General features: G+C 61.0%; 24 protein-coding genes, 2 tRNA genes and 1 other RNA gene. 14 read left to right on the top strand and 13 right to left on the bottom strand.

The annotated features are described in order from the left end of the window. Nucleotides 1-8: 8 nt before the first annotated feature. The 4 genes from AC1U7K_RS00135 to AC1U7K_RS00120 all read left to right on the top strand — a co-directional run bounded on the left by AC1U7K_RS00135 (nt 9) and on the right by AC1U7K_RS00120 (nt 3,488). The gene (locus AC1U7K_RS00135; RefSeq protein ID WP_480248783.1) at nt 9-398 is read left to right on the top strand and encodes a hypothetical protein; all 390 of its coding nucleotides are present in this window, start codon (nt 9-11) and stop codon (nt 396-398) included. Between the two features lie 4 nt (nt 399-402). Continuing rightward, on the top strand, nt 403-903 hold the full coding sequence (locus tag AC1U7K_RS00130; RefSeq protein ID WP_480248782.1) for a phosphate-starvation-inducible PsiE family protein: 501 nt from the start codon (nt 403-405) through the stop codon (nt 901-903). Nucleotides 904-1,117: 214 nt separating this feature from the next. After that, the gene (locus AC1U7K_RS00125; RefSeq protein ID WP_480248781.1) at nt 1,118-2,578 is read left to right on the top strand and encodes an SLC13 family permease; all 1,461 of its coding nucleotides are present in this window, start codon (nt 1,118-1,120) and stop codon (nt 2,576-2,578) included. Nucleotides 2,579-2,969: 391 nt separating this feature from the next. Continuing rightward, the gene (locus AC1U7K_RS00120) at nt 2,970-3,488 is read left to right on the top strand and encodes a hypothetical protein (RefSeq protein WP_480248780.1); all 519 of its coding nucleotides are present in this window, start codon (nt 2,970-2,972) and stop codon (nt 3,486-3,488) included. Here the strand turns inward: AC1U7K_RS00120 and AC1U7K_RS00115 are convergent. The 4 genes from AC1U7K_RS00115 to AC1U7K_RS00100 all read right to left on the bottom strand — a co-directional run bounded on the left by AC1U7K_RS00115 (nt 3,485) and on the right by AC1U7K_RS00100 (nt 6,788). Next, entirely contained in the window at nt 3,485-4,933 is a 1,449-nt protein-coding gene (locus AC1U7K_RS00115) for an amino acid permease (RefSeq protein ID WP_480248779.1), read from the bottom strand. The genes AC1U7K_RS00120 and AC1U7K_RS00115 overlap by 4 nt on opposite strands. 80 nt (nt 4,934-5,013) lie before the next feature. After that, nucleotides 5,014-5,769, bottom strand: a complete 756-nt coding sequence (locus AC1U7K_RS00110) for a gamma-glutamyl-gamma-aminobutyrate hydrolase family protein (protein WP_480248778.1) — start codon at nt 5,767-5,769, stop codon at nt 5,014-5,016. 5 nt (nt 5,770-5,774) lie between these two features. Then, nucleotides 5,775-6,212 (bottom strand): hypothetical protein, encoded by a 438-nt coding sequence (locus AC1U7K_RS00105; RefSeq protein ID WP_480248777.1) that lies wholly within the window; start codon nt 6,210-6,212, stop codon nt 5,775-5,777. Nucleotides 6,213-6,338: 126 nt separating this feature from the next. Then, nucleotides 6,339-6,788: a hypothetical protein gene (locus AC1U7K_RS00100; protein WP_480248776.1), complete on the bottom strand. Its 450-nt coding sequence runs from the start codon at nt 6,786-6,788 to the stop codon at nt 6,339-6,341. Between the two features lie 106 nt (nt 6,789-6,894). Here AC1U7K_RS00100 and AC1U7K_RS00095 point away from each other — a divergent pair, with 106 nt between their 5' ends. The 3 genes from AC1U7K_RS00095 (at nt 6,895) to AC1U7K_RS00085 (ending at nt 9,822) form a co-directional block, all read left to right on the top strand. After that, nucleotides 6,895-8,094 (top strand): M24 family metallopeptidase, encoded by a 1,200-nt coding sequence (locus AC1U7K_RS00095; RefSeq protein WP_480248775.1) that lies wholly within the window; start codon nt 6,895-6,897, stop codon nt 8,092-8,094. Nucleotides 8,095-8,197: 103 nt separating this feature from the next. Further along, nucleotides 8,198-9,037, top strand: coding sequence for a twin-arginine translocase TatA/TatE family subunit (locus tag AC1U7K_RS00090; protein WP_480248774.1), 840 nt, complete (start codon nt 8,198-8,200; stop codon nt 9,035-9,037). Between the two features lie 131 nt (nt 9,038-9,168). Next, nucleotides 9,169-9,822, top strand: coding sequence for a HEAT repeat domain-containing protein (locus AC1U7K_RS00085; RefSeq protein WP_480248773.1), 654 nt, complete (start codon nt 9,169-9,171; stop codon nt 9,820-9,822). Here AC1U7K_RS00085 and AC1U7K_RS00080 read toward each other — a convergent pair. The 6 genes from AC1U7K_RS00080 to AC1U7K_RS00055 all read right to left on the bottom strand — a co-directional run bounded on the left by AC1U7K_RS00080 (nt 9,785) and on the right by AC1U7K_RS00055 (nt 14,570). Continuing rightward, a complete protein-coding gene (locus AC1U7K_RS00080; protein ID WP_480248772.1) occupies nt 9,785-10,315 on the bottom strand; it encodes a PilZ domain-containing protein in 531 nt (176 codons plus the stop codon). The genes AC1U7K_RS00085 and AC1U7K_RS00080 overlap by 38 nt on opposite strands. Nucleotides 10,316-10,395: 80 nt before the next feature. Then, nucleotides 10,396-10,902: a TIGR02266 family protein gene (locus AC1U7K_RS00075; RefSeq protein WP_480248771.1), complete on the bottom strand. Its 507-nt coding sequence runs from the start codon at nt 10,900-10,902 to the stop codon at nt 10,396-10,398. A 112-nt stretch (nt 10,903-11,014) separates the two neighbouring features. Further along, on the bottom strand, nt 11,015-12,265 hold the full coding sequence (gene clpX, locus AC1U7K_RS00070; RefSeq protein ID WP_480248770.1) for an ATP-dependent Clp protease ATP-binding subunit ClpX: 1,251 nt from the start codon (nt 12,263-12,265) through the stop codon (nt 11,015-11,017). 5 nt (nt 12,266-12,270) lie between these two features. After that, the gene (clpP, locus tag AC1U7K_RS00065; protein ID WP_480248907.1) at nt 12,271-12,972 is read right to left on the bottom strand and encodes an ATP-dependent Clp endopeptidase proteolytic subunit ClpP; all 702 of its coding nucleotides are present in this window, start codon (nt 12,970-12,972) and stop codon (nt 12,271-12,273) included. A 107-nt stretch (nt 12,973-13,079) separates the two neighbouring features. Next, the gene (tig, locus tag AC1U7K_RS00060) at nt 13,080-14,396 is read right to left on the bottom strand and encodes a trigger factor (protein ID WP_480248769.1); all 1,317 of its coding nucleotides are present in this window, start codon (nt 14,394-14,396) and stop codon (nt 13,080-13,082) included. A gap of 91 nt (nt 14,397-14,487) precedes the next feature. Next, nucleotides 14,488-14,570: transfer RNA gene (locus tag AC1U7K_RS00055), tRNA-Leu, on the bottom strand. Nucleotides 14,571-14,790: 220 nt separating this feature from the next. On the opposite strand from AC1U7K_RS00055, the gene AC1U7K_RS00050 reads away from it, so the two are divergent. Both AC1U7K_RS00050 and AC1U7K_RS00045 read left to right on the top strand, forming a co-directional pair. Continuing rightward, the gene (locus tag AC1U7K_RS00050) at nt 14,791-15,867 is read left to right on the top strand and encodes a HEAT repeat domain-containing protein (protein WP_480248768.1); all 1,077 of its coding nucleotides are present in this window, start codon (nt 14,791-14,793) and stop codon (nt 15,865-15,867) included. A gap of 135 nt (nt 15,868-16,002) precedes the next feature. Beyond that, entirely contained in the window at nt 16,003-17,244 is a 1,242-nt protein-coding gene (locus AC1U7K_RS00045; RefSeq protein WP_480248767.1) for an ABC transporter substrate-binding protein, read from the top strand. 367 nt (nt 17,245-17,611) lie between these two features. Here AC1U7K_RS00045 and AC1U7K_RS00040 read toward each other — a convergent pair whose 3' ends face one another. The 3 genes from AC1U7K_RS00040 to AC1U7K_RS00030 form a co-directional block, all read right to left on the bottom strand. Beyond that, nucleotides 17,612-18,079, bottom strand: a complete 468-nt coding sequence (locus AC1U7K_RS00040; RefSeq protein WP_480248766.1) for a response regulator — start codon at nt 18,077-18,079, stop codon at nt 17,612-17,614. Nucleotides 18,080-18,349: 270 nt separating this feature from the next. Next, entirely contained in the window at nt 18,350-18,787 is a 438-nt protein-coding gene (locus AC1U7K_RS00035; RefSeq protein WP_480248765.1) for a response regulator, read from the bottom strand. Between the two features lie 35 nt (nt 18,788-18,822). Further along, nucleotides 18,823-19,503, bottom strand: coding sequence for a response regulator transcription factor (locus AC1U7K_RS00030; protein ID WP_480248764.1), 681 nt, complete (start codon nt 19,501-19,503; stop codon nt 18,823-18,825). 181 nt (nt 19,504-19,684) lie between these two features. Here AC1U7K_RS00030 and AC1U7K_RS00025 point away from each other — a divergent pair. The 5 genes from AC1U7K_RS00025 to recR all read left to right on the top strand — a co-directional run bounded on the left by AC1U7K_RS00025 (nt 19,685) and on the right by recR (nt 22,996). After that, nucleotides 19,685-19,774: transfer RNA gene (locus tag AC1U7K_RS00025), tRNA-Ser, on the top strand. A 231-nt stretch (nt 19,775-20,005) separates the two neighbouring features. After that, nucleotides 20,006-20,105, top strand: an RNA gene (ffs, locus tag AC1U7K_RS00020) — signal recognition particle sRNA small type. Nucleotides 20,106-20,219: 114 nt separating this feature from the next. Next, nucleotides 20,220-22,022: a DNA polymerase III subunit gamma/tau gene (gene dnaX / locus AC1U7K_RS00015; RefSeq protein ID WP_480248763.1), complete on the top strand. Its 1,803-nt coding sequence runs from the start codon at nt 20,220-20,222 to the stop codon at nt 22,020-22,022. A gap of 15 nt (nt 22,023-22,037) precedes the next feature. After that, nucleotides 22,038-22,364, top strand: a complete 327-nt coding sequence (locus AC1U7K_RS00010; protein WP_480248762.1) for a YbaB/EbfC family nucleoid-associated protein — start codon at nt 22,038-22,040, stop codon at nt 22,362-22,364. A 29-nt stretch (nt 22,365-22,393) separates the two neighbouring features. Continuing rightward, nucleotides 22,394-22,996, top strand: a complete 603-nt coding sequence (gene recR / locus AC1U7K_RS00005) for a recombination mediator RecR (protein WP_480248761.1) — start codon at nt 22,394-22,396, stop codon at nt 22,994-22,996. Nucleotides 22,997-23,135: the final 139 nt, after the last annotated feature.

Here is a 23,135-nt window from a genome sequence, read left to right as displayed (position 1 = left end):
AGGATGGCATGGCGTTGAAGAAAGGCGATGTGATCGACGAACACAAACGGTTTCCCGAGAGCTGCGGTCTGGTGATCAAGGTCATGGCCGGCGGCGACGGCTTTCAAAAGGTCGTCTGCTGCGATCACGATCTCACGGAAGCGGACGTCGTCGAGCAGGTCGGATCGACGAAAGGCCGGAAACGCGGTACGTTACCGGTCGGGATGATCTTGGATGAACGCAAGCTGTATCCCGACTCCTGCGGCCTTCGCGTGATGATCGTCGACGGCGGGGCCGGCTTCCGTGAGATCGTCTGTTGCGGCCACTCGCTCACGGCGAGTTCGATGCGGGAATTGCGGTTCGATCAAATGCGCCGCACACCGACAGACCCCGAACCCGGCCCGCATGGGAATGCGTGAAGGAATGCGCGAGCACAGCGAATCGATGAAGCAGTGGCTGACCTGGATGGAATGGCTCGACCGGTGGGGATACATTACTGCGGGCTTCAGCCTGCTTGTCCTCGGCATGCTGATCTTCGCGCACAGCTGGTACGTCTTCGCCATGTCGACGCTGGCTAAGGGCACGCTGCTCGCCGCTGGCCTGAAACTGCTCAATGATCTCCTGCTCGTCATCATCCTGCTCGAATTGTTCCGGACGGTTGTGCGGTTTCTCCAAACCGAAATTCTCGCGTTGGAGCCGTACCTGGCCGTCGGGATCATCGCCTGCACGCGACGCGTACTGACCGCGAGCGCCGAATTAGCGCACCTGCCCGAAGTGAGCGACTCGCAGTTCTATCACTACTTGATGGACGTCGGCGTCAACGTGGGCGTGATCCTTGTCTTGATCGTGGCCGTCTTTCTCGTCCGTCAGCGACCCGAAAGCCAGCCGGTAACGCGGCCGGTCGAAGCGCGGCCCTCCGCATGATGCCATCCGTGGCCCGGCACGGGTTCTAGCCTATATTATTCATGAGCAGTTCTGCTGCAATCACCGATCCGCTGCTGCGACTGGCGTGCTCGCCACTCGGTCAGTCGACATACTGCAGTGAGTATGCCTCCTTCCCTCGCAGCTGCGCTTGCCCGTCTCGCGCGGCTCCGCGATTTCGCGACGAACCGTCATGAATAATGCGGGCTAGCGCTTCGTGACGGCCACTGGCGATCTTGCCCCCGCCGTTCGACGATGGCCGGCCTTGGTCGCCGGTCCGATCGCCAGCGTGCTCGTCCTTCTTCTGCCGCTGAATCTCGAACGGCCAGCCCACCTTCTGGCCGCGCTGCTGGCCTGTGTCGTGGTCTACTGGATCGCCGAACCGATTCCCTTGCCGATCACGGCCCTCCTGGGCAGCGAGGCGGCTGTCCTGCTGGGGCTCGGCTCCGTCAAAACGATTTTTGCCGCCTACGGCCACCCGGTGATCTTTCTCTTTATCGGAAGCTTTTTGCTCGCGGAAGCGATGGCGATTCATCACGTCGACCGAACACTCGCGGAATGGATGCTGGGATTGCCATGGGTCGGCACGAGCCCCGTTCGGCTGCTGTTCGCGCTGGGTGTCGCGACCGCCGCCGTCTCGATGTGGATCAGCAATACGGCCGCGACGGCGATGATGCTTCCCATTGCCCTGGGAGTGTTGAATGCCGTCGAGGAGGCAGGCGAGGTCAGCGCCAGCTACCGCACGGCACTGATGCTCATGCTCTCGTATGCCGCCACCGCAGGCGGCATGGGAACGCTCGTCGGCACGCCGCCGAACCTGATCGGCGTCGGGTTGATCGCCGAAGAGACCGGCACCACGATCTCCTTCGTGACCTGGTTGGCGTTCGGACTGCCCACGGCTGCCGTCCTGCTTCTGATGTCCTGGCTGCTTCTTCGGTCTCTCTATCGGCCGCATTCGTCCTTTACGGTACCGCATCGACCCACGATGCAGAAGGTCAGGTGGACGACCGGGCAGATGAACGTCTGCATGGCGTTCGGCACAGCGGTCGTACTGTGGATCGGGCCTGGGATTGTGACTGCAGTCAGTGGCGGCGAAGTTGCCGAGTGGCTCCACACGCACGTTCCCAATGAGATAGTCGCCCTGCTGGCCGCCGGCTTACTGTTCGTCCTACCCGGCGACCGAAGACGAGGGACGCCCGTACTGACTTGGCATCAGGCCAAGAATATCAACTGGGGCGTCGTCTTATTGTTCGGCGGAGGACTTGCCTTCGGCGATCTCATGAATAAGACGGGACTGTCCGCTGCAATGGGAGAAGCATTCGTGCGACTCTTCGGGATGACGACCGTATGGGGCTTAACAGCCATGGCCATTGTCGCTGCTGTCCTCGTGAGCGAGTTGGGCTCGAACACGGCCGCGGCCAGCTTGGTCATCCCCGTCGTGATCGGCATCGCCCGGGTCGACGGCGTCTCCCCGCTGCCACCCGCGCTCGGAGCCTGTCTGGGTGCCAGCCTGGGGTTTGCGCTCCCCGTCTCTACCCCGCCCAATGCGATTGTCTACGGCACGTCACTCGTACCCATGAGCGCGATGATCCGTACCGGCCTCCTCTTCGACCTCATCGGCAGCTTCGTGATCTGGCTCATGCTGCGCCTGCTCTGCCCCCTCGTCGGCCTTGTCTAGGCAGGATGTTGAAATAGGCTGCCAGCTGCGTTCTCGTTCGCTCGGAGACGCAACGTACCGCCCCGGACAAGAGCCTGTCTTGGCGGGCTCGGGTTGGGCGGGCATAAATGAGTATGCCTCGCCTCAAGACACGGCCGGCTCACCATCTCGCCGGCGCGCACAAACGTGGCGTCACGTATCCGTGACGCCGTGCGCCTCACTGCGGCCTTGAACGGAAAGGGGCGCGTCTTGGCGCGCCGGGAAGGGCGGTGAAGAAGAGCAGCCTTTTTGAACATCCTGCGGAATTCTGCATGCCATGTTGTGCTCGGAAGTGATCCTACATCTAGATGTAGGACAACCGGTCGATCCGGTGTATCGTCCGTCTTGAGATAGAGGTTGTCAATGTGGCATCATGCGAACCCTTATGGCCTCGCTGCTCGAGTATGTCGGAAGTATCCACATTTTTCTCGGCCCCTATCGCGGCAATCCGATCGCGTTGTATTTGAACAAGGGGCCGAACGGCTGTGAGATCGCGCCGCGCGTTTATCCCTGGAGAGACATCGTGGGGAAGGGTGAAACGGCCAATCGCGCGGCCGCCGATTTTGAGGAAAAATGGAAGGCCAGCGGGCTCTCGCCGGACATGTACACGGGGCCCGCGTGGGAAGGCGGCATCAAACCGGAGAAACCAGCGCCGCCGAAACCGGCCGCAGCCCCCAAGCCCGCCACCCCCCCAGGTACACCGACGGCGGCTGGCGCAGGAGCCTCGCCGACTGGAGACTCGAAACCGACGACGGCGGCCCCGCAGTCCGCGACGCCTTCTCAAACCGGCACTATCGCGCCATCCACCAATCAGGCCACTCCGTCCACCGCCCCGGCCGCCGCGCAGGATGATCAGCCGGCCTCCGCGGCGCCCTCCTCCGAAACTCGTTAGCGCTCGGCGATTGCAGGCGTCGGAATCGATTCCCGTTCACACAACCGGCTGTGCTTCGCGCTGTAGGTGACGTAGGTCGCGATCCCAATCACTGTCCACACGAAAAAGCGAATCCATGTCATGACTGGCAGAAAGGCCATGAGGCCGAGGCAGGCCGCAATGCCGAGCAATGGAATCCACGGCATGAGCGGGATGCGAAACGGGCGCGGGTGATCGGGGTTGGTCTTTCTGAGAATGATGACACCGGCGCAGACGAGCACGAAGGCGAAGAGCGTGCCGATGTTCGTCATGTCGGCCGCTTCACCGATCGGCACGAATGCCGCGAGCAAGGCGACACCGCCCCCCGTTAACAGCGTTGCGTGGTGCGGCGTCCGAAAGCGCGGATGCACGCGCGACAGCCATGGTCCCAGCAGGCCATCCCGCGACATCGCGAAGAAAATGCGGATCTGACCGATCATCATGACGAAGAGTACGCTCGTAATTCCGGCCACGGCCCCGGTTGCGACCAGGGCCGCTCCCCAGTGAAAGCCGGCGACGCGTAACGCCTCGGCCACCGGCGCATGGACATCGATCTGCGAGTAGGGAATGATACCGGTAAGCACGGCCGCCACAATGACGTACAGGATCGTGCAGACCGCGAGCGAGGCGATGATCCCGACGGGAATGTCGCGTTGTGGATTCCTGGCTTCCTCCGCGGTCGTCGACACTGCGTCGAATCCGATATAGGCGAAAAAGATGATGGCGGCCGCCGCGCCCACGCCCTGGAAGCCGAACGGCATGAACGGCGCCCAGTTGGCGGGTTCCACGGAGAAACTCCCCACGGCGATGAAAAAGAGGATCACGACGATCTTCACCAAGACGATCACGCCCGTCGCCCGCGCACTTTCTTTGACCCCACGGATCAATACCGCCGTGACCAGCAGCACGATGACGGCCGCGGGAATATTGGCGATCCCGCCGTCCAACGGCGCATGGGTCGCCCAGACCGGCAGCTCGATGCCGACGGTCTTCAGGATGTTGTTGAAATAGCCGGACCAGCCGATCGCGACGGCCACGCACGCAACTCCATACTCGAGAATTAAATTCCACCCGGTAATCCAGGCCAAAAACTCTCCGAGCGTCGCATACGAGTAAGTATAGGCGCTGCCCGCGACCGGGATCATCGCGGAGAATTCGGCATAGCACAGCGCCGCGAGCGCGCACGTCGCTCCGGACAAGATGAACGAGAGGACGATGCCCGGGCCGGCTCCCGGACGGTGTGCATCCCCCACGACGGCCGTGCCGATCAGCACAAAGATCCCGGTCCCGATGATCGCGCCGATCCCGAGCGCGGTAAGGTCCCAGACCGTGAGCGTCTTTTTGAGTCGGTGTTCGGGATGGTCCGAGTCGGCCAGGATCTGCGAGATGGATTTCAGCCGGAAGAACGAACGGCGAGAGGGCAGCACTCACGCTCCTTTTGGTGAAGACAGCATGGACAAAAGTATAGCAGGCTTGCGGGTCATCGCTGCCGAGCGCGGGAGCTGGCTCATGCCGTCAGCGACTCGCGTGGGCGACGGGCAGCCGCGCGCACGAATGCCTGAAACAGACGACGGTGAAGTTCATGGCGGTCATAGAGAAACTCGGGGTGCCATTGGACGCCGAGAAAAAATGGATGGGCAGGTGCCTCGATCGCTTCGATCACGCCATCCGACGCGATGGCACTGGCGATCAGCCCGGGCGCGACACGTTTCACCGACTGGTGATGAGAGCTATTCACCCGTATGGTGACTTGTTTGACGATACGGTGGAGCAGCGTCCGCTCTTTGACCTGGACGCTGTGCGAGAGGCGGGTGGCCGGAAACGGCGACCGGTGGGGGAGCGGGTTTGCGAGTTGAGAGGGGATGTCTTGGACCAGGCTACCGCCGAGCGCGACGTTCAGCGCCTGCATTCCACCGCAAATTCCCAATATGGGAATGTTGCGTTCCACCGCCGCCCGTGCCAGGTCCAGCTCATAGTCATACCGCTCGCGGCTCACCACACGAAATGGATATTGCTGGCGCTCCGCATAGAGCCGTGGTGGAAGATCGGGGCCGCTACCGGTGAGCATCACGCCATGCACCCGGCTCAACAGCGCGCGACGAGTCGGTTTACCGGCACTGAGCGGGAGAATGAGCGGCACGCCGCCGAGGTCTTCGATGGCTCGAATATATCGGGCACGGAGAAAATAGGTGGGCTCACGCCCACCCATGTCTTCGCGATCGCCGGCATTGAAATCCGGCGTCACCCCGATAATCGGCTTCATGCCCTCTATTTGGCGGGTTCGCTCGGAGCAGGCTCCGGACTCGGTTCGGTCGTCGACTCCGATCCGGGCTCGGCCTCCGATGGCACACCGAGGAAGCGCACGCTTTTCTCACCCTTCAGATGCTCGGGCGTAATGACATACGTGCCGCGCATACTGGTGTCCCAGACGGATTTCGCCGCTTTGGTATTGCCCCCGCTGAACGCCCACGTGAAGCCGCCGATAATCCCGCCGAGCGTCGCAAACAGGAACTTCCCCAGCCCATAGGGCAGACTCGCGAACACACTCGCCGTGCCGTACCCGTACTGAATCCCTGTGCTTTCCGTTTGTTCGTTCGAGCCAGCCCCCGCCGGCTGCGTCCAGCCCGTTGAGACATTCATGAGATGAATGAACGCGACGATGACGAGCGCGGTGACAATTTTAAATCCCCGTCCGTGGGACTTCATGCCTGTCCTCCCCTTCTGCCTCTTGATCCACCGTCGTAGCGACCATCGACGCTGCCAACCTGACGACGGCCGAGTGGGCGCGCATGTCATTACAACAAATCGGTGCTCGATGCAACCGGAAGTGCGCTACGCAGCGGTAAGGTCGAGTTCGGCGAGGATCTTGGCCTTGATACGCGCCGCGGCGTCCATGACGGCGCGATCGACGTCATCGATGTACAGGTGGGCCGGCACGCTAGTGTTTTCCTGCCCCACATCATGCGCGAGCGCCGCGACAAGTTTGATCGTACAGACTTCCTGAACGAACACTTCATCGCCACGCAGTCGATACGATTCCCGCTCCGCCTCGGCCACCGATGCGGTCACCATGTGGAGCCACGCGTCGAACCCGAGCGCGGCGCGCAGTCGCGCGACCTGAGAGGCAAGGACCTCGACGCCGATTTGAACCCCCGCCTTCCAGCTTCGTTTCTTGACGTTGAAGACGCAACTCACGCGGCCTTCGGCGCCGTCAACCGGCTCCGGACCATAGAAGAGACTGATGCGATATTGCGGATGCGACGGCGTGGGGAGTGTCGTCACGAAACCTCCTTGTGCATTCTAGCACGGCATGGCGGCCTCCCCCGCCATGACTCACCGGCTGGGATTCGAAATTGACCGTCCGCCCCCGCGATCGCTATTATCCGCCATGGTTCATGACACGCAGCAGCGCGTTGACGAGATCCAGGCGGCGTTGATCGAAGCCGGCCTGGACGGCTGGCTGTTCTACGATTTTCGAGGCAGCGACCCCTTGGCCTACCGAGTGCTGCTCCTCGATCCCCATGTCCACGTGACCCGGCGCTGGTTCTATTGGATCCCCGCCCGCGGGGAACCGACGAAGGTTGTCCACCGGATCGAGCCGCACATCCTCCACTCACTGCCCGGTGCGACACAGTTCTATGTCGGGTGGACCGAACAGCAGACGCAGCTCGCGGCCATGTTGAAAGACGCACGCCGCGTGGCGATGCAGTATTCGCCAATGAACGCGATTCCGTATCTGGCGCGGGTGGATGCCGGCACGATCGAACTGATCCGGAGCTTCGGTGTGGCCGTGGAGTCGTCCGCCGACTTGGTGCAACGTTTTGAGGCCGTGTGGAGCGAGAACCAACTTGCGTCTCATCGGGAGGCCGCGGAGGCCCTTCGCCGGTTGGTCGACCGGACCTTCCAGCACGTCGCCATGCAGACGCATGCCGGCAAACGGATCACGGAGTACGACCTGCAGCAATTTATGGTGCTGGCCATGCAGCGGGACGGCTTTACCACTTCTCACCCCCCCATCGTCGCCGTCGATCGCCATAGCGCGGACCCGCACTACGGACCCGCCCGGGAAGGATCGGCCCCGATTCAATCGGGCAGTTTTCTTTTGATCGATCTCTGGATGAAACGCACCCAGCCGGGCGCCGTGTACGCCGACATTACCTGGACAGGATTTGTCGGACGACGCGTGCCGGCTCGCCATCAAAACCTCTTCGCGATCGTCCGCTCGGCGCGCGACACCGCTGTCACGTTCGTGGCCGACCGTATACGGGCCGGGCATTTTCCGGCCGGCTGGGAAGTCGATGACGTGTGCCGCCGCGTGATCCATGACGCAGGCTATGGTGAATATTTTCTTCACCGCACCGGACACTCCATCGGCGAGGAGGTCCACGGCAACGGCGCGAACATCGACAATCTGGAAACACGTGACGGCCGCCGCCTCTTGCCGCGCACGTGCTTCTCGATCGAACCCGGCATTTACCTTCCCGAGGAGTTCGGCGTGCGCAGTGAACTGGACGTCTACGTGACCGAGAAGGACGTTCAGATCTTCGGCCAACCGATCCAAACGGAGGTGGTGCCGATCCTCGCCTAACCGACCAATACTTACTTCGCTTTCACCCGGCTCAGTCCCCATCGTGCTTCGCTTGACTTCGCGGAGAAGCAGCGGATAGAGTCAGGATAGTGTAGGAGAGGCGATGTTCGGGACGCTGGGGTTTTCTGAACTCATCCTGATTCTGGCGATCGTCTTTATCATCTTTGGGGCGGGTCGTCTGCCTCAACTTGGTGAAGGCCTCGGCAAGGCGCTCAAGGGCTTCAAAAAAGAGGTGCACGAGGCGCCGCCCGTCGAACCGGACACGGCATCGCCCCCACCCCCTGAAGCTTCATCGACGTCGTCTTCACCGGCCCAGGCTCAAGCCACCGGGTCGGCGCCAAGCGCCTCACCCGCTCCGACCGCCCCGTATCGGCCGGGGCCGGAGTTGACACCGGGGACGACAGCCGCATTGATGGCGGCCGCCGCCCCACAACCGGCTCAGCCGAAGGCGCCACCGCGGTCAAATGCGGCCTCGACGTCTCCTCAAGGGACACCGGCTCAATCGACAAGTCAACCGACATCCGCTAATCAGGCCGCACCCCCGACAATGGAAGATCGAATGGCCTCTCCTCCGCCGCAACCACAAGGCGTCTATCCACCGCTTCCCCCTGGCACTCAACCGAAGCCCGCTGCGAAGCGGCCTTCGGCAATTGTGAACAAAGACGCGGTCGCTCGCGTCCAAGCGCAACAGGCCGCCATGCGAGCGGCGGGTCAGAAACAGCAGTCCGGCTCTGATCTGTCGTCGCAAGATCTCCAGCATCTCGGCGAAAGTCTCGGCGACACGTTACGGACGTTTCGCCAGGCGGCGGCTGACGTTCGTCACGCGATCGACCCCGAGATGCGGACGATCCGGGCGGAGATGGATGCGGCGCAAAAGGAAATCGAGCAGTCGATCGAAGCCGCGAAGCAACAGTCGGTCGCGGACGAGCCGCCAAAAGCGTGAGGTGGCCTCCTCTCTCCCCGCTCTTTCTATTATTTCTTGCAACCGTTCTCTTCTTGCTAACGTCGCCCGGGTGCACAAGGAGTCCCACTCCCGAGTCTCCTGACGTCGTCGCCGCGCGTCTCGTTGCCTTGATGTCGGCGCCTGACCCAGACGCGCGCCGAACGACGGCGCTGTCCCTTGCGAAGATCGCCGTGCCCGAAGCGGTCGACAGCCTCATCACAGGGCTTGCGGATGCTGATCCGCTCGTGCGCGAATACAGCGCGTGGGGGCTCGGCAATGTCGAACCCCAGGTCGCAAGTCGTGCGCGCCCTCGTCTGGCGTCGCTGCTTCGTGATCCCGTGCCCTCAGTCGCTCACGCAGCGGCCATTGCACTCGGACGGCTAGGCCCCGATGGCGACAGCATCGCAACGTTGGGAGAGATCCTTCGTCACGGTACGCCACAGGAAAAGCAGGCCGTCCTCCTCGCGTTCGGTGAGATGGAAGCAGCAGAGGCTTTTCCGAATCTGGTTGAGACGTTGCGGGATCATGATCCAAAGGTCAGGCATGCGGCAGTGGCCGCGCTTGGTGAGCTCGGCGACCGTCGGGCCATTTCGGTCCTTGCCGAACGCCTTCGGGAGGACGATGACGCAGGGGTACGCAGTGAGGCCGCCTACCGTTTGGGGAAGCTAGGAGACGAGACGACGGTGCGGATGCTGCAGGCCGCGACGCAGGATGCCAATCCGAGCGTGCAGCGATGGGTACACTGGGCTATCGCGGAACTGACGAAACCTGCCGAACCTCGATGAGCGACTTGACCAAATCCATCACGTGGTCTCGGGCGGCCGGCTCGATGTCGGTGAACTGGATACCCATCCCGGGATAGAGCGTGAACCGGTCCGGCTTACTCCGCACCCAGCAGACCTTCCCTTTCGCCTTGATCTGCTCGAGCGGCCGATCCGGCAAGGCGAATTCAATACTGAGATCAGAGCCGACGGGCAGCGGCATGCTGCTCTCGATGAAGAGGCCTCCGCCACCGATGCCGCCGGTGAGCCCGTCATAATTCTTACCTTCCGGCGTACTGTACCGCACCTTGACGGCTAAGGGCGCCCGGGGATGGGCGCGGACATGCCGACACCCGTCCTGTTGAGCCGTCGAGCGGACCCAATCGATCACCGAATCCCAGCTCACACTGCCCAGCAGCTGACCGTTGGTATCCAACACGCTCACGATTTCCTGATCGCAGTCGAGCTCGAGGACTTTGCCCTGGTGGATCTCCGACGCCGTGACCGTCAACCTCATGATCTCTCCTTCTTCTCCCTATAGGATCCGGCCGGAGCCAGGTGCCATCCTGGCCTGACCGGCAACGGCTCCCGACCGCATCATAACCGCTTGAGCGAATTGACGAGCTGGACGATCCGGACACGGGCGTCCGCCGCGATGTCATTGAATCGCACGCCCATGCCCGGCGAAAACGTATAGTGGTCGGCCTTGGGGCAGACCCACGCGATCGTGCCTTTGGCATGGAGCCATTCATTGGGCTGATCAGGCAACGTGAAGGCCAGCTCGATATCCGTCCCCACGGGCAGGGGGCTATCACTTTCGATGAACAAACCGCCGCCGCCGATCCCACCGGCTCGGCTTTCGACCGTTTTCCCACCCGCCGTCGTGTACCGAACCTTCAGGACCAGCGACAACCTCGGTTGGTGGCGGAGGTCCTGAGGACGTTCGGGCTCGCTTGCGGTCCACGCTTGTTCAATAATGAACGCCCAGGACACTGACCCGAGCTTCTCCCCTTTGGGGCCGCGCACGGTAATGAGTTCCCGTTCGCAGTCGAGCTCGAGCGCCTTGCCCTTATGACCGGACGTAAGGATAACCGGCAGTCTCATGGCCTCCACCCGTGACTTGACAAGTATAGCGAAGGACTACGGAATGTCGAGAAGACGGAAGGCCGCGACCCACACGTCGCGGCCAGGCTGATGGCGGTGAAGGCGAGGACGCTTACGCGCTCTTCATTTCCTTGTCGTGATCGAAGAGGCGGATCGGTTGGCTCTTGCCTTGAATCACTTCTTCCGTGACGATGACTTCCTTGATCTGCTTCTGTGATGGAATTTCATACATCACATCGAGCATCACTTCTTCCAAAATCGCGCGCAAACCGCGGGCGCCGGTTTTCTGCGTGTAGGCCTTGCGGGCAATTGCGCCAAGCGCGCCGTCGGTGAATTTCAATTTCACCTTTTCGAAGGACATCAGCTTCTCATACTGCTTGGTCAAGGCATTGCGCGGCTCCGTGAGGATCCGGATCAGGGCCTTCTCGTCCAACTCTTCGAGCGTGGCAATGACCGGAAGCCGCCCGACGAACTCCGGGATCAATCCGTATTTCAGCAGGTCCTCCGGTTGCACCTGGGCGAGCAACTCGCCGAGCCGATGCTCACTCTTGCCCCTGACATCGGCTCCGAAGCCGATCGACTTCTTATTGAGCCGCTGCTCGACGATGGCTTCCAGCCCGACAAACGCGCCGCCGCAAATGAAGAGAATATTGCTCGTGTCGACTTGGATGAACTCCTGGTGCGGATGCTTTCGTCCGCCTTGGGGCGGCACATTCGCGACCGTCCCCTCGATCAGCTTCAACAGCGCCTGCTGGACTCCTTCACCCGACACATCACGAGTAATCGACGGGCTATCGCTCTTTCGGCTGATCTTGTCGATCTCGTCGATGTACACGATGCCACGCTCGGCGCGCTCGACGTCGTAATCGGAGGCTTGCAGCAGCTTGAGGATGATATTTTCCACGTCCTCGCCGACGTAGCCGGCTTCGGTCAAGGTCGTCGCGTCCGCGAGCGTGAACGGGACATCGAGATAGCGGGCGAGGGTCTGCGCCAGCAGAGTTTTGCCGGTTCCGGTCGGTCCGATGACGAGAATATTGCCCTTCTGCAACTCGACATCGTCGACTTCGTTGGCGGAGATCCGCTTATAATGGTTGTGGACGGCGACCGACAGAATTTTCTTGGCCCGCTCCTGCCCGATCACATACTGATCCAGATGATGCTTGATCTCCGACGGTTTTCGGAGCTTCGACGAGATCTCTTCTTTGGTCTCTTCCCAATCCTCCGCGATGATGTCGTTGCAGAGGTTCACGCACTCATCGCAGATATAGACGGTAGGGCCCGCGATCAGCTTCCGAACCTCATCTCGGCTCTTTCCGCAAAACGAGCATCGAAGATGGCGGTCCATTTTTTCCTGTTTGGGCATAGGTCCTATTTCTCCTTGCCGTCCTTCTCCCGCCCGCCGTCCTTCACCAACTCCTTGGCCGCTTTGGGCGGCCGCGTAATCACCTCATCGATCAGTCCGTACCGCTTTGCTTCGTCCCCCGACATAAAATAGTCGCGCTCGGTGTCTTGTGCAATCTTGTCGAGCGGCTGTCCGGTGTGCTTCGCGAGGATTTCGTTCAACCGTTCACGAATTTTCAAAATTTCGCGTGCATGGATGTCGATCTCGGTCGCTTGCCCCTGAAATCCACCCATGGGCTGGTGAATCATGATCCGCGCGTTGGGGAGCGCATATCGCTTGCCTTTCGTCCCGGCCGCCAGCAGCACGGCGCCCATGCTCGCGGCCTGTCCGAGACAGATCGTGTTGATCGGCGGCTTGATGTACTGCATCGTGTCATAGATGCCCAGCCCTGCCGTCACGCTCCCGCCCGGCGAGTTCACGTAGAGATTGATGTCTTTTTCCGGATCTTCGGCCTCGAGGAACAACAGTTGGGCAATCACGAGATTGGCGAACACATCGTCGATCGGGGCACCCAAGAAAATGATCCGGTCTTTGAGCAAGCGCGAGTAAATGTCATAGGCGCGTTCACCGCGGTTGGTCTGTTCGATGACAATCGGCACTAACATCTGCTGAGTGTCCTTTCTCTTTTCTCTTTCCTTTCGCCCCGCCCCATTTCTGACGACGAGAATCTCCTCAAGTCGACGCTAATCTTACCACACTTTTCACAGCGTCACTCCTTCTCCTTCGATGAACGACCGTGCGGCGACGCGGCGGTCGGGCGCGACCGCGGGCCGCGTCACCCTTGAATGACGGCGTGTCGATAGACGAAGTCCAACGACTTGTCGGCAAGGACGCGCCCGAGCAATTCATCGCGCAGGTCCGGCCCTCCGGCCTCCACCATCCGCTTCACGTCCTCAGCGGAGAGCTTGAGCCGCCGGGCAAGCCGCTCGAGTTCCGCGGCCACGTCGGCCTCCTCGACGCGTAGCCCTTCCTTCTCCGCGATGGCTTCGAGGATCAAACCAACCTTGACGCGCCGCATCGCGTCCGGCTTCAACTCGTCGCGCAATCGTGCGACGTCCTCTTGCCGGATCGCCGCTTCATCACCGCGCTTGGCCTGCCGCGCTCGGGCTTCCAGACGCTGCCGGACCATGGCGGTCAACTCACGCTCCACCAACGTTTCCGGGATGTCGAAATGATGCATCTCGACCAGGCGGGTGAGCACCTGATCTTTGTACGACTCCTCGATCGAGCGCTTCAATGCCGCTTCCATCTCGCTGCGGAGCTTCCCTTTCAACTCCTCGAGGCTCGTATACGCACCGCAGTCCTTTGCAAACTCATCATCCAGTGCAGGCAGTTGCTTTCGCTTCACGCCTTTGACGGTAACGCGAAAGACGGCGGTCTTGCCGGCCAAGCGCGCATCGGGATGCGAGGCGGGATATGGTTGCGAGAGCTCGACGCTCTCGCCTTCCCGCTTCCCGGTGATGTGCGTATCGATCTCAAGCCCTAAGACCGGCGTCTTCGATCCAACCTTGTGGAGCTGCCCTTCCTTCTTCGCGCCTTCCAGCGGGACGCCATCGACGAATCCTTCAACATCCAGCACCGCGTAGTCACCCTCCGCCAGCGCCGTGCCGGGAGGAGCGGCGGTCAGCTGCGCCTGTTGCTCACGAAGTGCCTCCAAGGCCTGCGTGACTTGCTCATCAGTGACCGTCCGCTTATCGGGTTTGAGCGAAATGGGATTCGGAGCCTTGTAGTCCCTTAATTCGATTTTTGGCTTGATTTCGACCGTGGCGGTAAAGGCGAACGGCGCATTCTTCTTGATCTTCACCCGCTCCAGCGGTGGGACATCAACCACAACGGGCACGATCCCCGCCTGCCGCACCGCCCGGTCATAGTAATCAGGGATCAGTTTGCGGACCAGCTCTTCTTCCACGGCTTTGGCATAGCGCTTTTCAAGCAGGGCGAGCGGCGCCTTGCCGGGCCTGAACCCCGGAATACGAACCTGCCGGTTCAAATCCAAGTAGGCTTGATCGAACTGCCGGTTGACTTCGTCCTCGGGCACTTCAATGCGAAGGGCTCGCTTGCTGGGGCCTAGTTCAGTGACTTCCAGTTTCATGTGATTCCCACCTCTTCACCGACGTCATGGAATGTGGAGTGATGCGGGCGATTCAACGATCAAGGAAGGGCGGGTCGACGACGCCGCGGGTTGGTGCGAGAGGGGGGACTTGAACCCCCACGGTTGCCCACGAGATCCTAAGTCTCGCGCGTCTGCCAGTTCCGCCACTCTCGCGCACCGACTATCGAGGAGCTTCGGAACTTCTCGAACGAGATGGCTGTAGTCGCCACGGCTACGTTGTAGTCCGACCAGCGGGCCCGTGTCAAGACGGCCAAATCACCCTTGATCGCTGTAGCAGTAGCCCTCCGCGCGTCGTATACTGTGACAAGAGATCGCCGAGTGGGGTTGCTCGAATCCCGCCATCATCCTAAATCATTCACAGAGAGGAGCAGCCATGACGCACTTCGCGCTAACGGCCCTGCTCACCTTGACGATCGGTCTCGTCAGTACCACGAGTTGGGCCTATCGTGAATACTTCACTCCCGAGCAGAAGGAACATTTGGCCAAAGCCCAGACCGTCGCAGTCGACGCCATTGCAATTACCGATAAGGGCACCGTCCCGGCCGATTCCATTGCGGCGACCGTCACGCGACGCTTGGAGGAAGTCGGCTACAAGGTGGTGCCGCCCGCACAACCGCATGACGTGCTGCTTCGCGTGAAATGCGAGCAGCGCAAGACCTGGGAAGGGACGACGCCGACAGGCGGAGATGCCGACTTGCCTGACTCTCCGTCACGGATTTGGAAGGGGCCGGCATGCCAACTCAATTATTTCCTCGGCTCGACCAAAATCAAGTGGCAAAAGGAAGTCCGCACCGACTTCCCGGATGCGGTGGAGGCCGCGCAGAAAGCCGGCGCGGCCGACCCCGGTGCCTATGCGATGGAGAAACTCACGCAGCGACTTGAGCAATATGACTTTCCCCTGCTCCTCACGGCCGAGTGGGGTCAGGCGGATCGCCTGCTGACGCTTCTCGACGCGCCAGGCACCTCGCAGATGCGCAAGCTCAAGATCATTTCGCTGCTTGGGGAGATGCAGGCCGACGAGGCGTTCCCGAAACTCAAGGATGCGCTTAAGGACAAGGACCTTGCGAAACAAGCGGCGGTTGCCTTGGGCAACACCGGGAGGGAGGCGATCCCGATCCTCGTCGATATGTTGAAGAACTCCAACGATCCGGAGTTGCAAGCAGCCGCGGCCAAAGGGCTCGGCCAGGTGGGCGGAACGTTCGGGGACGCGAGCGTGATCCCTCCTTTATTAGATATGCTCTTCCGACCCAATCTCGACATCGGCGTGCGGACCGAGGTCGTCTGGGCCATCGGCAAGGTGCCGGACAAACGGGCCATTGAGCCGCTGCATCAGCTGGATCGTGAGCTTCAAGCCAAGCGCGGAGACGACCCCGGCATCAAGAAGCTGAAGGAAGCCGCATTTTGGTCCTTGAAGATGACCGATACGGAGCTGTCCTCCGAGAATCCGTAAGCATGCCAACAATGCACGTGCGGGCGTAAGCCCGCGCGTGCCCGTCGACCTCCTCACGCAGCCATCCCGTAATTCTTCTCATCCGTGTTATACTTATGCGGTCTTTCCGCTTAGCGGTCCTACGAGGAGGAACGCATGGCGACGTTGTCCCGACGGGAATTTTTGAAGTGGTCGGCGGTGGTAGGAGGCGGGCTGGCTCTCGGCGATTGGGCCATGCTGGATCGCTCACTCGCACTGAATGGTGATTCGGGTAAGACCGACTCGATCAAGATCGGCATCATTGATCCTTTGTCCAGCCCATACAAAACCTCGTCCATCCATGACGTACACGGCGCAACGGTTGCGCTCGATCTCTACAACAAGCGGGGCGGCGTCTTAGGACGACAAGGCACGTTGATTGAAATGGACGATGCGTCGAACCCGCAGACCGCCGTCAAAGCCGCGACGAAACTCATTCGCGAAGACCGGGTGGATTTTCTCATGGGCACGTTCAATGGCGACGTCGCGTTGGCGGTCGCTGCGCTTGCGCAGCAGGAAAACAAGTTGTTCATGGTGACGGGAGCCCACATCCCCGAGCTGACCGGCTCCCGTTGCAACTCACACACGTTCGTCTTCATGCCCAACGCAAAGATGCTGGCCAAGGCCGTTGCGCCGCACATCGTCAAGGCATACGGGGGTAAATGGTACTTCATCACCGCCGACACCATGGACGGAAAATCGGCAAAGCAGGCAATGGTGGAGGCACTTACCGGGCAGGGGGGCGAAGTTATTGGTGAGACGATCACCGCCTTCGGCGCCACCGACTTTACTGCCGCATGGCATGAGGCACATGCCGCTAGACCACAGGCGGTGATCCTCAATCTCTACGGCTGGGATCTGGTGAACGCGTTGAAGGCGTATACGAAACTGGACCTGGCGAAGGAGAAGATCGGCGTGGGCGGCCTGATTGCCGGCGAGCAGATCGGCCGGCCGCTCGGCTATGCGAACAATGCGGGCATTTGGGGGTTAATCTGGGATCCCAAAGTCAACACCGAGAGCTCGCGACGCTTCATCCAAGGTGTCATCGAGAAATACAACCACACGCCGACCTCTCGCTGTTATCTCGGCTATGCGGCGATGATCCAGATCCTCGAAGCGGTGCGTCGGGCAGGGACGACCGATACCGCAGCCGTCATCAAAGCACTGGAAGGGCACGACTTCGACGGCCTGAAGGAAGGCCGCTCATACTTCCGCACCTGGGATCATCAGCACGTCCAAGACATCCTTGTCGGTCAGGCGTACGGAAAAGAATTGGGACTGGGTCATTACCAAATTCTCGCCACGGTGTCGGGAGACGGCGTCGCCGGCGAGCGCCAAACGACGACCTGCGTTCTCTGACCATCACGCCACGCCCACGACGGCCCGGCCCATACGATGGGCCGTGGGGTTCGCAGTGCTCATCCGTGTCCGTTTGAGCTGATCTCGTTGCAGGTCAACCGCGCTACGTCGGGAGACGCACTGGGTTCCGAAACAGCAGGAGCGGAAATGGCAGGCGAATCGAAGATGCGACGACAGGTGCCGCGCCCGCAAGCCTTCGCTGAGGTGAGCCTCCAATCGTCTGTTCTGCTCGCAATTGGTCTGCGATCGTGCCGTTGACCTCATTCAAGCATCCGCCGCACAGCACGGCATAGGCCCGACCGGGCAGGATGCGCGTGAAGACCGCGCGATTGGATCGCAGGCAACGCGTGCAGACCATGTGATGTCTTTATTCGCTCGCTTGAGCAACCGCGGCCACGATCGGAGGGACGATCGTTCGCGGGACCCAAGCCTCTCCGTCCTCAACGACTCTCACCGCCTTGGCGAGATGCACGCGAGCACGCGCACGCCGCATATAGCCGCGCGCCCCGAGCGCCAGGTCGCGAAGCATCCGAGCGCGTGATAGGCGGTCACCGATCAAAATGACCCGCGTTGCAGGGCTTTGACGCCGCACCAGCGGGAGCACCGAAAAGCCGTGCATGACGGACATCTTCCAATCCAGAAGGAGCACTTGGGGTTTGAGCCGTAGCGCTCTCATGACTTCATACGGAGTGCCAGCCTCGGCGACGACCGAGATCCCGGGCTCCGGCCGGAGTCGCCGCATATAAGACGTCCGGTGAGTTTTCTTCTGGTCAGCCACTACGACACTGATCGAATCCACATCCCCCTCGCTGCTCGCGCGACAGTAAAGGGTCATCGTCTTTTCAATCAATTGGACTTAAGTCCAGGCAAGAGGATCACAAGGCGGGGAACGACGGGTTCTAAACGGCGGGAGCAACCGACGGACTGACAGGGCTCGTACCGTTATGTTGAGCCAAGAAGCATCTCGCCTTGAGCGACGTCAATGAAAGAGAGTCGCGCCGCGCGACACCACTTTCGGTGAGCATGGCCATGGCCGACAGGAAACTCTGGCGCGCCCCTGCCCGGTGGATCCGCCATCGAGCGGCCTCTGGCGCGCCAGGTACGGTTAGTGATGACCGATGCGCGCGAGGCGATCGATCAGTTTTGAGACCATCGCCCGCGAAACCCACGACTCTCCGGCGGCCACGACTTTCACGGCCTTCACCAGAAATCGGCGCAGGAGAACGGTCCCTAAATACCCACGCGCGCCCTGAGCGATCGCATCGAGAATTTCGGCGTCTCGGGCGCGACCTGACAAGAGAATGATCTGGGTGCGCGGACTCTTTGCGCGAATCAACGCAACGACCGCGTGGTCGCTTGCCTGCGTCAGCTTGAGGTCCAGCAGGATGATGTCGGGTCGTCGCTCGGCGAACGCCACCGCCTCCTGCACGTTCGCTGCGGAGCCAAGCACACGAACGGTACGCGCTCGCTTCAAGAGCTCCAGGCAGGTCGCGCTTCGGCGTCGTTCCCGATCCGCGATCACTACCGTTATGGACCCCACCATCCTCCTTTCACAGCCGCCCCTCGGCCGTTCTGTCCTTACCGAGGAGCCTGCCGATGCCCGTTCACGTACAAGGCCAAATGGAGTCGGTCTGCGACGCCGAGCTTGCGAAAGATCGACGTAAGGTGGGCCTTGACCGTTTTCTCGGAGACATGCAATGAATGCGCAATTTCCTTGTTACTCGCACCGTTGCCGATCTGCTCGACGATTTCGCGCTCGCGTGGAGTCAGCCCTTCCAGAGCCGGATCGCCCTTCGGCAGAGCCCGATTGCGTTGTTGTTCGGTCAGAGACACGAGGGTGTCCAGCAGATGAGAGATCACCTTTCGCCCAACCCACACCTCACCTCTTTGCACCATCCGCACAGCTTTCACCAACAAGACCGCATCGATCTCGGTACTGCAATACCCCTTTGCACCGGCTTCGAGCATGGCCGTCCCCTCGGTCTCGGTTGGGGCTTTGGTGAAGAGAATAATTTTCGTGGCGGGGCTGAGTCGCTGTAGTTCTTGGAGGCCCTGACGGCCGCGCAGGTCGGGAAGCGCCAGGTCCAGGAGCAGAATCGCCGGTTTCACCGCCGACATCTTCTGTTCTAGCGCTTCCCAATGATCGGCTTCGTGAATTGTTGCGAGACGGTGAAGCGCCTCGATCCACTGGACACGGCGGGCAGCAATAGCACTGGCAGCAAGCAGCTTGCCACTCGCTCCGGAGGGGTCACTTACCATGAGACGATAATGTTGCTAAGGTGATACCCGTATTGACCATCGTCACTGTATCAGCTTTGTCGGAAAAAATCTCTTCAAGGTAAAGGAAGGCCGCCATCTAGGCTCCCGCCCGCGCCTTGCCGCCATATCGGGTGCGTGTTAAGATGCCGTTCCTCCGAACAAGTATAGCTAAAAATTTTCCGGAGAGGTGCGAGAGCGGCCGAATCGGCGTGCCTGGAGAGCACGTGTGCTGGAAACGGCACCGTGGGTTCAAATCCCACCCTCTCCGCCATGTTTTGGCGCGATAGGAACCGACAGACGATAACGATCAGGCAGTGACGCGCCAGGTACCACCCTCTCGCGGCGAGCAAGCACCGGAAGCGGCGTCGCTTAGTGACCTTCTATTTTAAATGTCGCTCCGGCGACGCCCTGTTATGGCGTCCGTGGGAGTTGCCGGTCGGTAATTCTGGCGCGCCATTGCCTGAACTGGTAAAACCGGCGGATATCGCGCCAAGAAAGTAGGGGCCGGGCCCTGTGCAACAGAAGCTTGCGAACCCCGCCAGGTCCGGAAGGAAGCAACGGTAAGTAGGTCACTCTGTGTGCCGCAGGATCACCTGGCCCCGTTTTCATTAGCCAAAGCATCGCCACCCGGCATTGTGGAACACGTAATCGAAGACCATCCGCAACTGCACAACTAGATTTCACATAGATCTCACAGGATCACGACCAAGCGAATCATGGAATATCAAGTTTCGGCGAGAAAATACCGGCCCGCGGTGTTCGACGACGTGATTGGGCAGCCGCACGTCGTGCAAACGTTGACGAACGCAATCGCAACCAACCGCATCGCTCATGCCTTTTTGTTCTCGGGAAGCCGCGGAGTGGGCAAGACGACGATCGCGCGGATTCTTGCCAAGGCCCTCAACTGCGAACAGGGGCCGACGAGTCATCCGTGCGGCGGGTGCGCGAATTGTACGGAGATCGCAAACGGGACGTCAGTAGATGTTATCGAAATCGACGGCGCCTCGAACACCAGCGTGGACGACGTCCGGGAGATTCGCGAGAACATCAAGTTTACGCCGTTCCGGGGTCAGTACCGCGTCTATATCATCGACGAAGTCCACATGCTGTCGAATTCGGCCTTCAATGCGCTGTTGAAGACGCTGGAAGAGCCGCCGGCCCATGTCGTGTTCGTCTTTGCCACGACCGAGATCCATAAGATCCCCGCGACGATTCTCTCCCGCTGCCAACACTACAACTTTCGCCGTATCCCGCGGACCGAAATCGTTCATCGCCTCCGATATGTCGCCGATCAGGACGGCCTGACGGTCGAGGACCGGAGCCTGGCCTCCATCGCACGGGCCAGTGAGGGCAGCATGCGGGACGCGCTGAGCCTTCTCGATCAAGCGGTGTCCTTCGGGGGAAAGACCATCAAGCACGATGATATTGCCTCGCTGTTGGGCTCCGTTCCTCAGGAGTCCGTCCGCGAGTTCATGACGGCCGTTGTCCGGCACGACGGTCCTCGGGCGCTGAACGTGATTGCCAGATTGCTGGATCAAGGCCATGATCTTCGCGCGTTCACCAATGATCTCGTCGAACACGTCCGCAATCTTCTTGTGGCATCCGTCGTGCCGGCTGGGCAGGATCTCGCCGGACTCCGCCAGCTGATCGATCTCTCCGACGATGAACTTCGCCAATTACTCCGTGATGCGCAGTCCCTCACGACCGCACATCTCAACGAGCTCTTTCGCATCTTTTCTGAAGCCGAGGATGGCTTGCGCGTGAGCGCGCATCCACGGTTTGTCCTGGAGATCGCCGCGGTGCGCGCGACCCATCTCGGGACGACTGATCCTGTTCGAGCCGGCACACATCCCCCCGTCTCTCCGCGCGCGGGATCAGCAGCGCAGGATGAGCGCCAGAATAAGGGGACTCAGCCACCGCCAGTCGGTACAGCAATACCTGCGGGACGTCAGACAACGCCAGCCGCTCCTGCGGCTCGGCAAAGCCGAGACGCGGAGACGCCGGTCCCGGCTCGTGTTCCACCGCCCCCTGCCCCGCATCGTGAATCGGGCGCGCCGGATCACGTGAGCCGGGCATCTGCAAGACCGCCCGTCGCCCCGACGCCACCCACATCTTCCACTGTCCTCGTATGGGAGCGAGTGGTCGAACGCGTCGAGCATCGGCACCCCAGCATCGGTCCGTTTCTCGCTATGGCCAGGTTCATTGGGATGGAAGCCAATACCGTCACGATCGGCTACCCTCCCAGCGCGTCGGTCGCCTTGGATCGCGTGCAAAAGGATGACTCGATTCAGATGATTTCTGCGATCTGCTCAGAAGTCGCCGGCGTTCCAGTTCAGCTCCGTGTCATTCAAACCGACGACGTACAGGCCGCCGCCCCCAGCGTGTCGGAACTGCGGGCGGCCAAAGAGCGAGATCAGAAGAGCGCGCTCTTGGATCAGACGCGGGCCCACCCTCTGGTCAGGCAAGCCCTCGCGATCTTCGGCGGCGAGGTCAGTGAGATTCGGCCGGTTCTGAGATAATGAAGGAGTGCCGCGATGTCTAAGAACCCCTTCGGGAATTTCGGCAACATGATGAAGCAGGCGCAGGCCATGCAGGAGCAGCTCGCCAAAATTCAGGAGCAGGCAGCTGCAAAGACGGTCGAGGGGACGGCCGGCGGCGGGATGGTGATGGTGACGGCCAACGGCGCCATGGACATCGTCGCGGTGAAAATCGATCCCGAGGTCATGAAATCGGGCGACGTGGAGATGCTGCAAGATCTCATCGTTGCGGCCACCGGGGAGGCGTTACGCAAGGCGAAAGAGATGATGGCGAATGAAATGAAATCGATCACCGGCGGGCTCCGAATCCCCGGGCTGTTCTAAAACATTTCTCTTCGATCACCACCAGACGCATGGCAGTCGATAATCAGGGGTTGCTCAACCGCCTCGTTCGAGAACTCATCCGGCTTCCCGGTGTCGGCCAGAAGAGCGCCCAACGGTTGGCATTCCATCTGCTCAAGGCCGACAAGGAGGAAGCGCTCCGTCTCGCCGACGCGATCAAAGCCGTCAAGGAAGGGCTATCGTTCTGCCAGCGGTGCCGGAACATTGCCGAGGGAGAGCTGTGTGAGTTTTGTCAGGATCCGAAGCGGGATCAGACGAAGATTCTCGTCGTCGAGGAGCCGAGCACGCTCTACGCGATCGAACGAGCCGGCGCGTATCGCGGCCTCTACCACGTCCTCCTGGGGTCGCTCTCGCCGCTCGACGGCGTGGGCCCGAACGACATTCGCGCCCAAGAGCTCATCGATCGACTCAAGGAGGGCGGCGTGCAGGAGGTGATCATTGCGACGAATCCGACGATCGAAGGAGAAGCGACCGCAATCTACCTCACCAAACTCATCAAGCCGCTCGGGGTCACAGTCTCCCGCATCGCCTACGGCATTCCCGTCGGCATGGACATCGAATATGCCGACGAGGTGACCCTGTTGAAATCCATCGAGGGCCGGCGCGATCTGTAAAGGCCCGACAGCCAGCATTGACGCCGGCGCAAGGCCTTGTGTATAGTTGGCCACTTTTTTCCCTGGAAGGTGGCCCTATGGCTAAGAGCCCTGCAAAAAGTGCCAAGGCTAAGCGCGTCTCGAAGAAGCCCGCCCAACC

Source organism: Nitrospira sp. Vd2, assembly GCF_979581665.1.
Note: the sequence above shows the minus strand (reverse complement) of the source record. Positions and strands in the feature narration are given on the sequence as shown.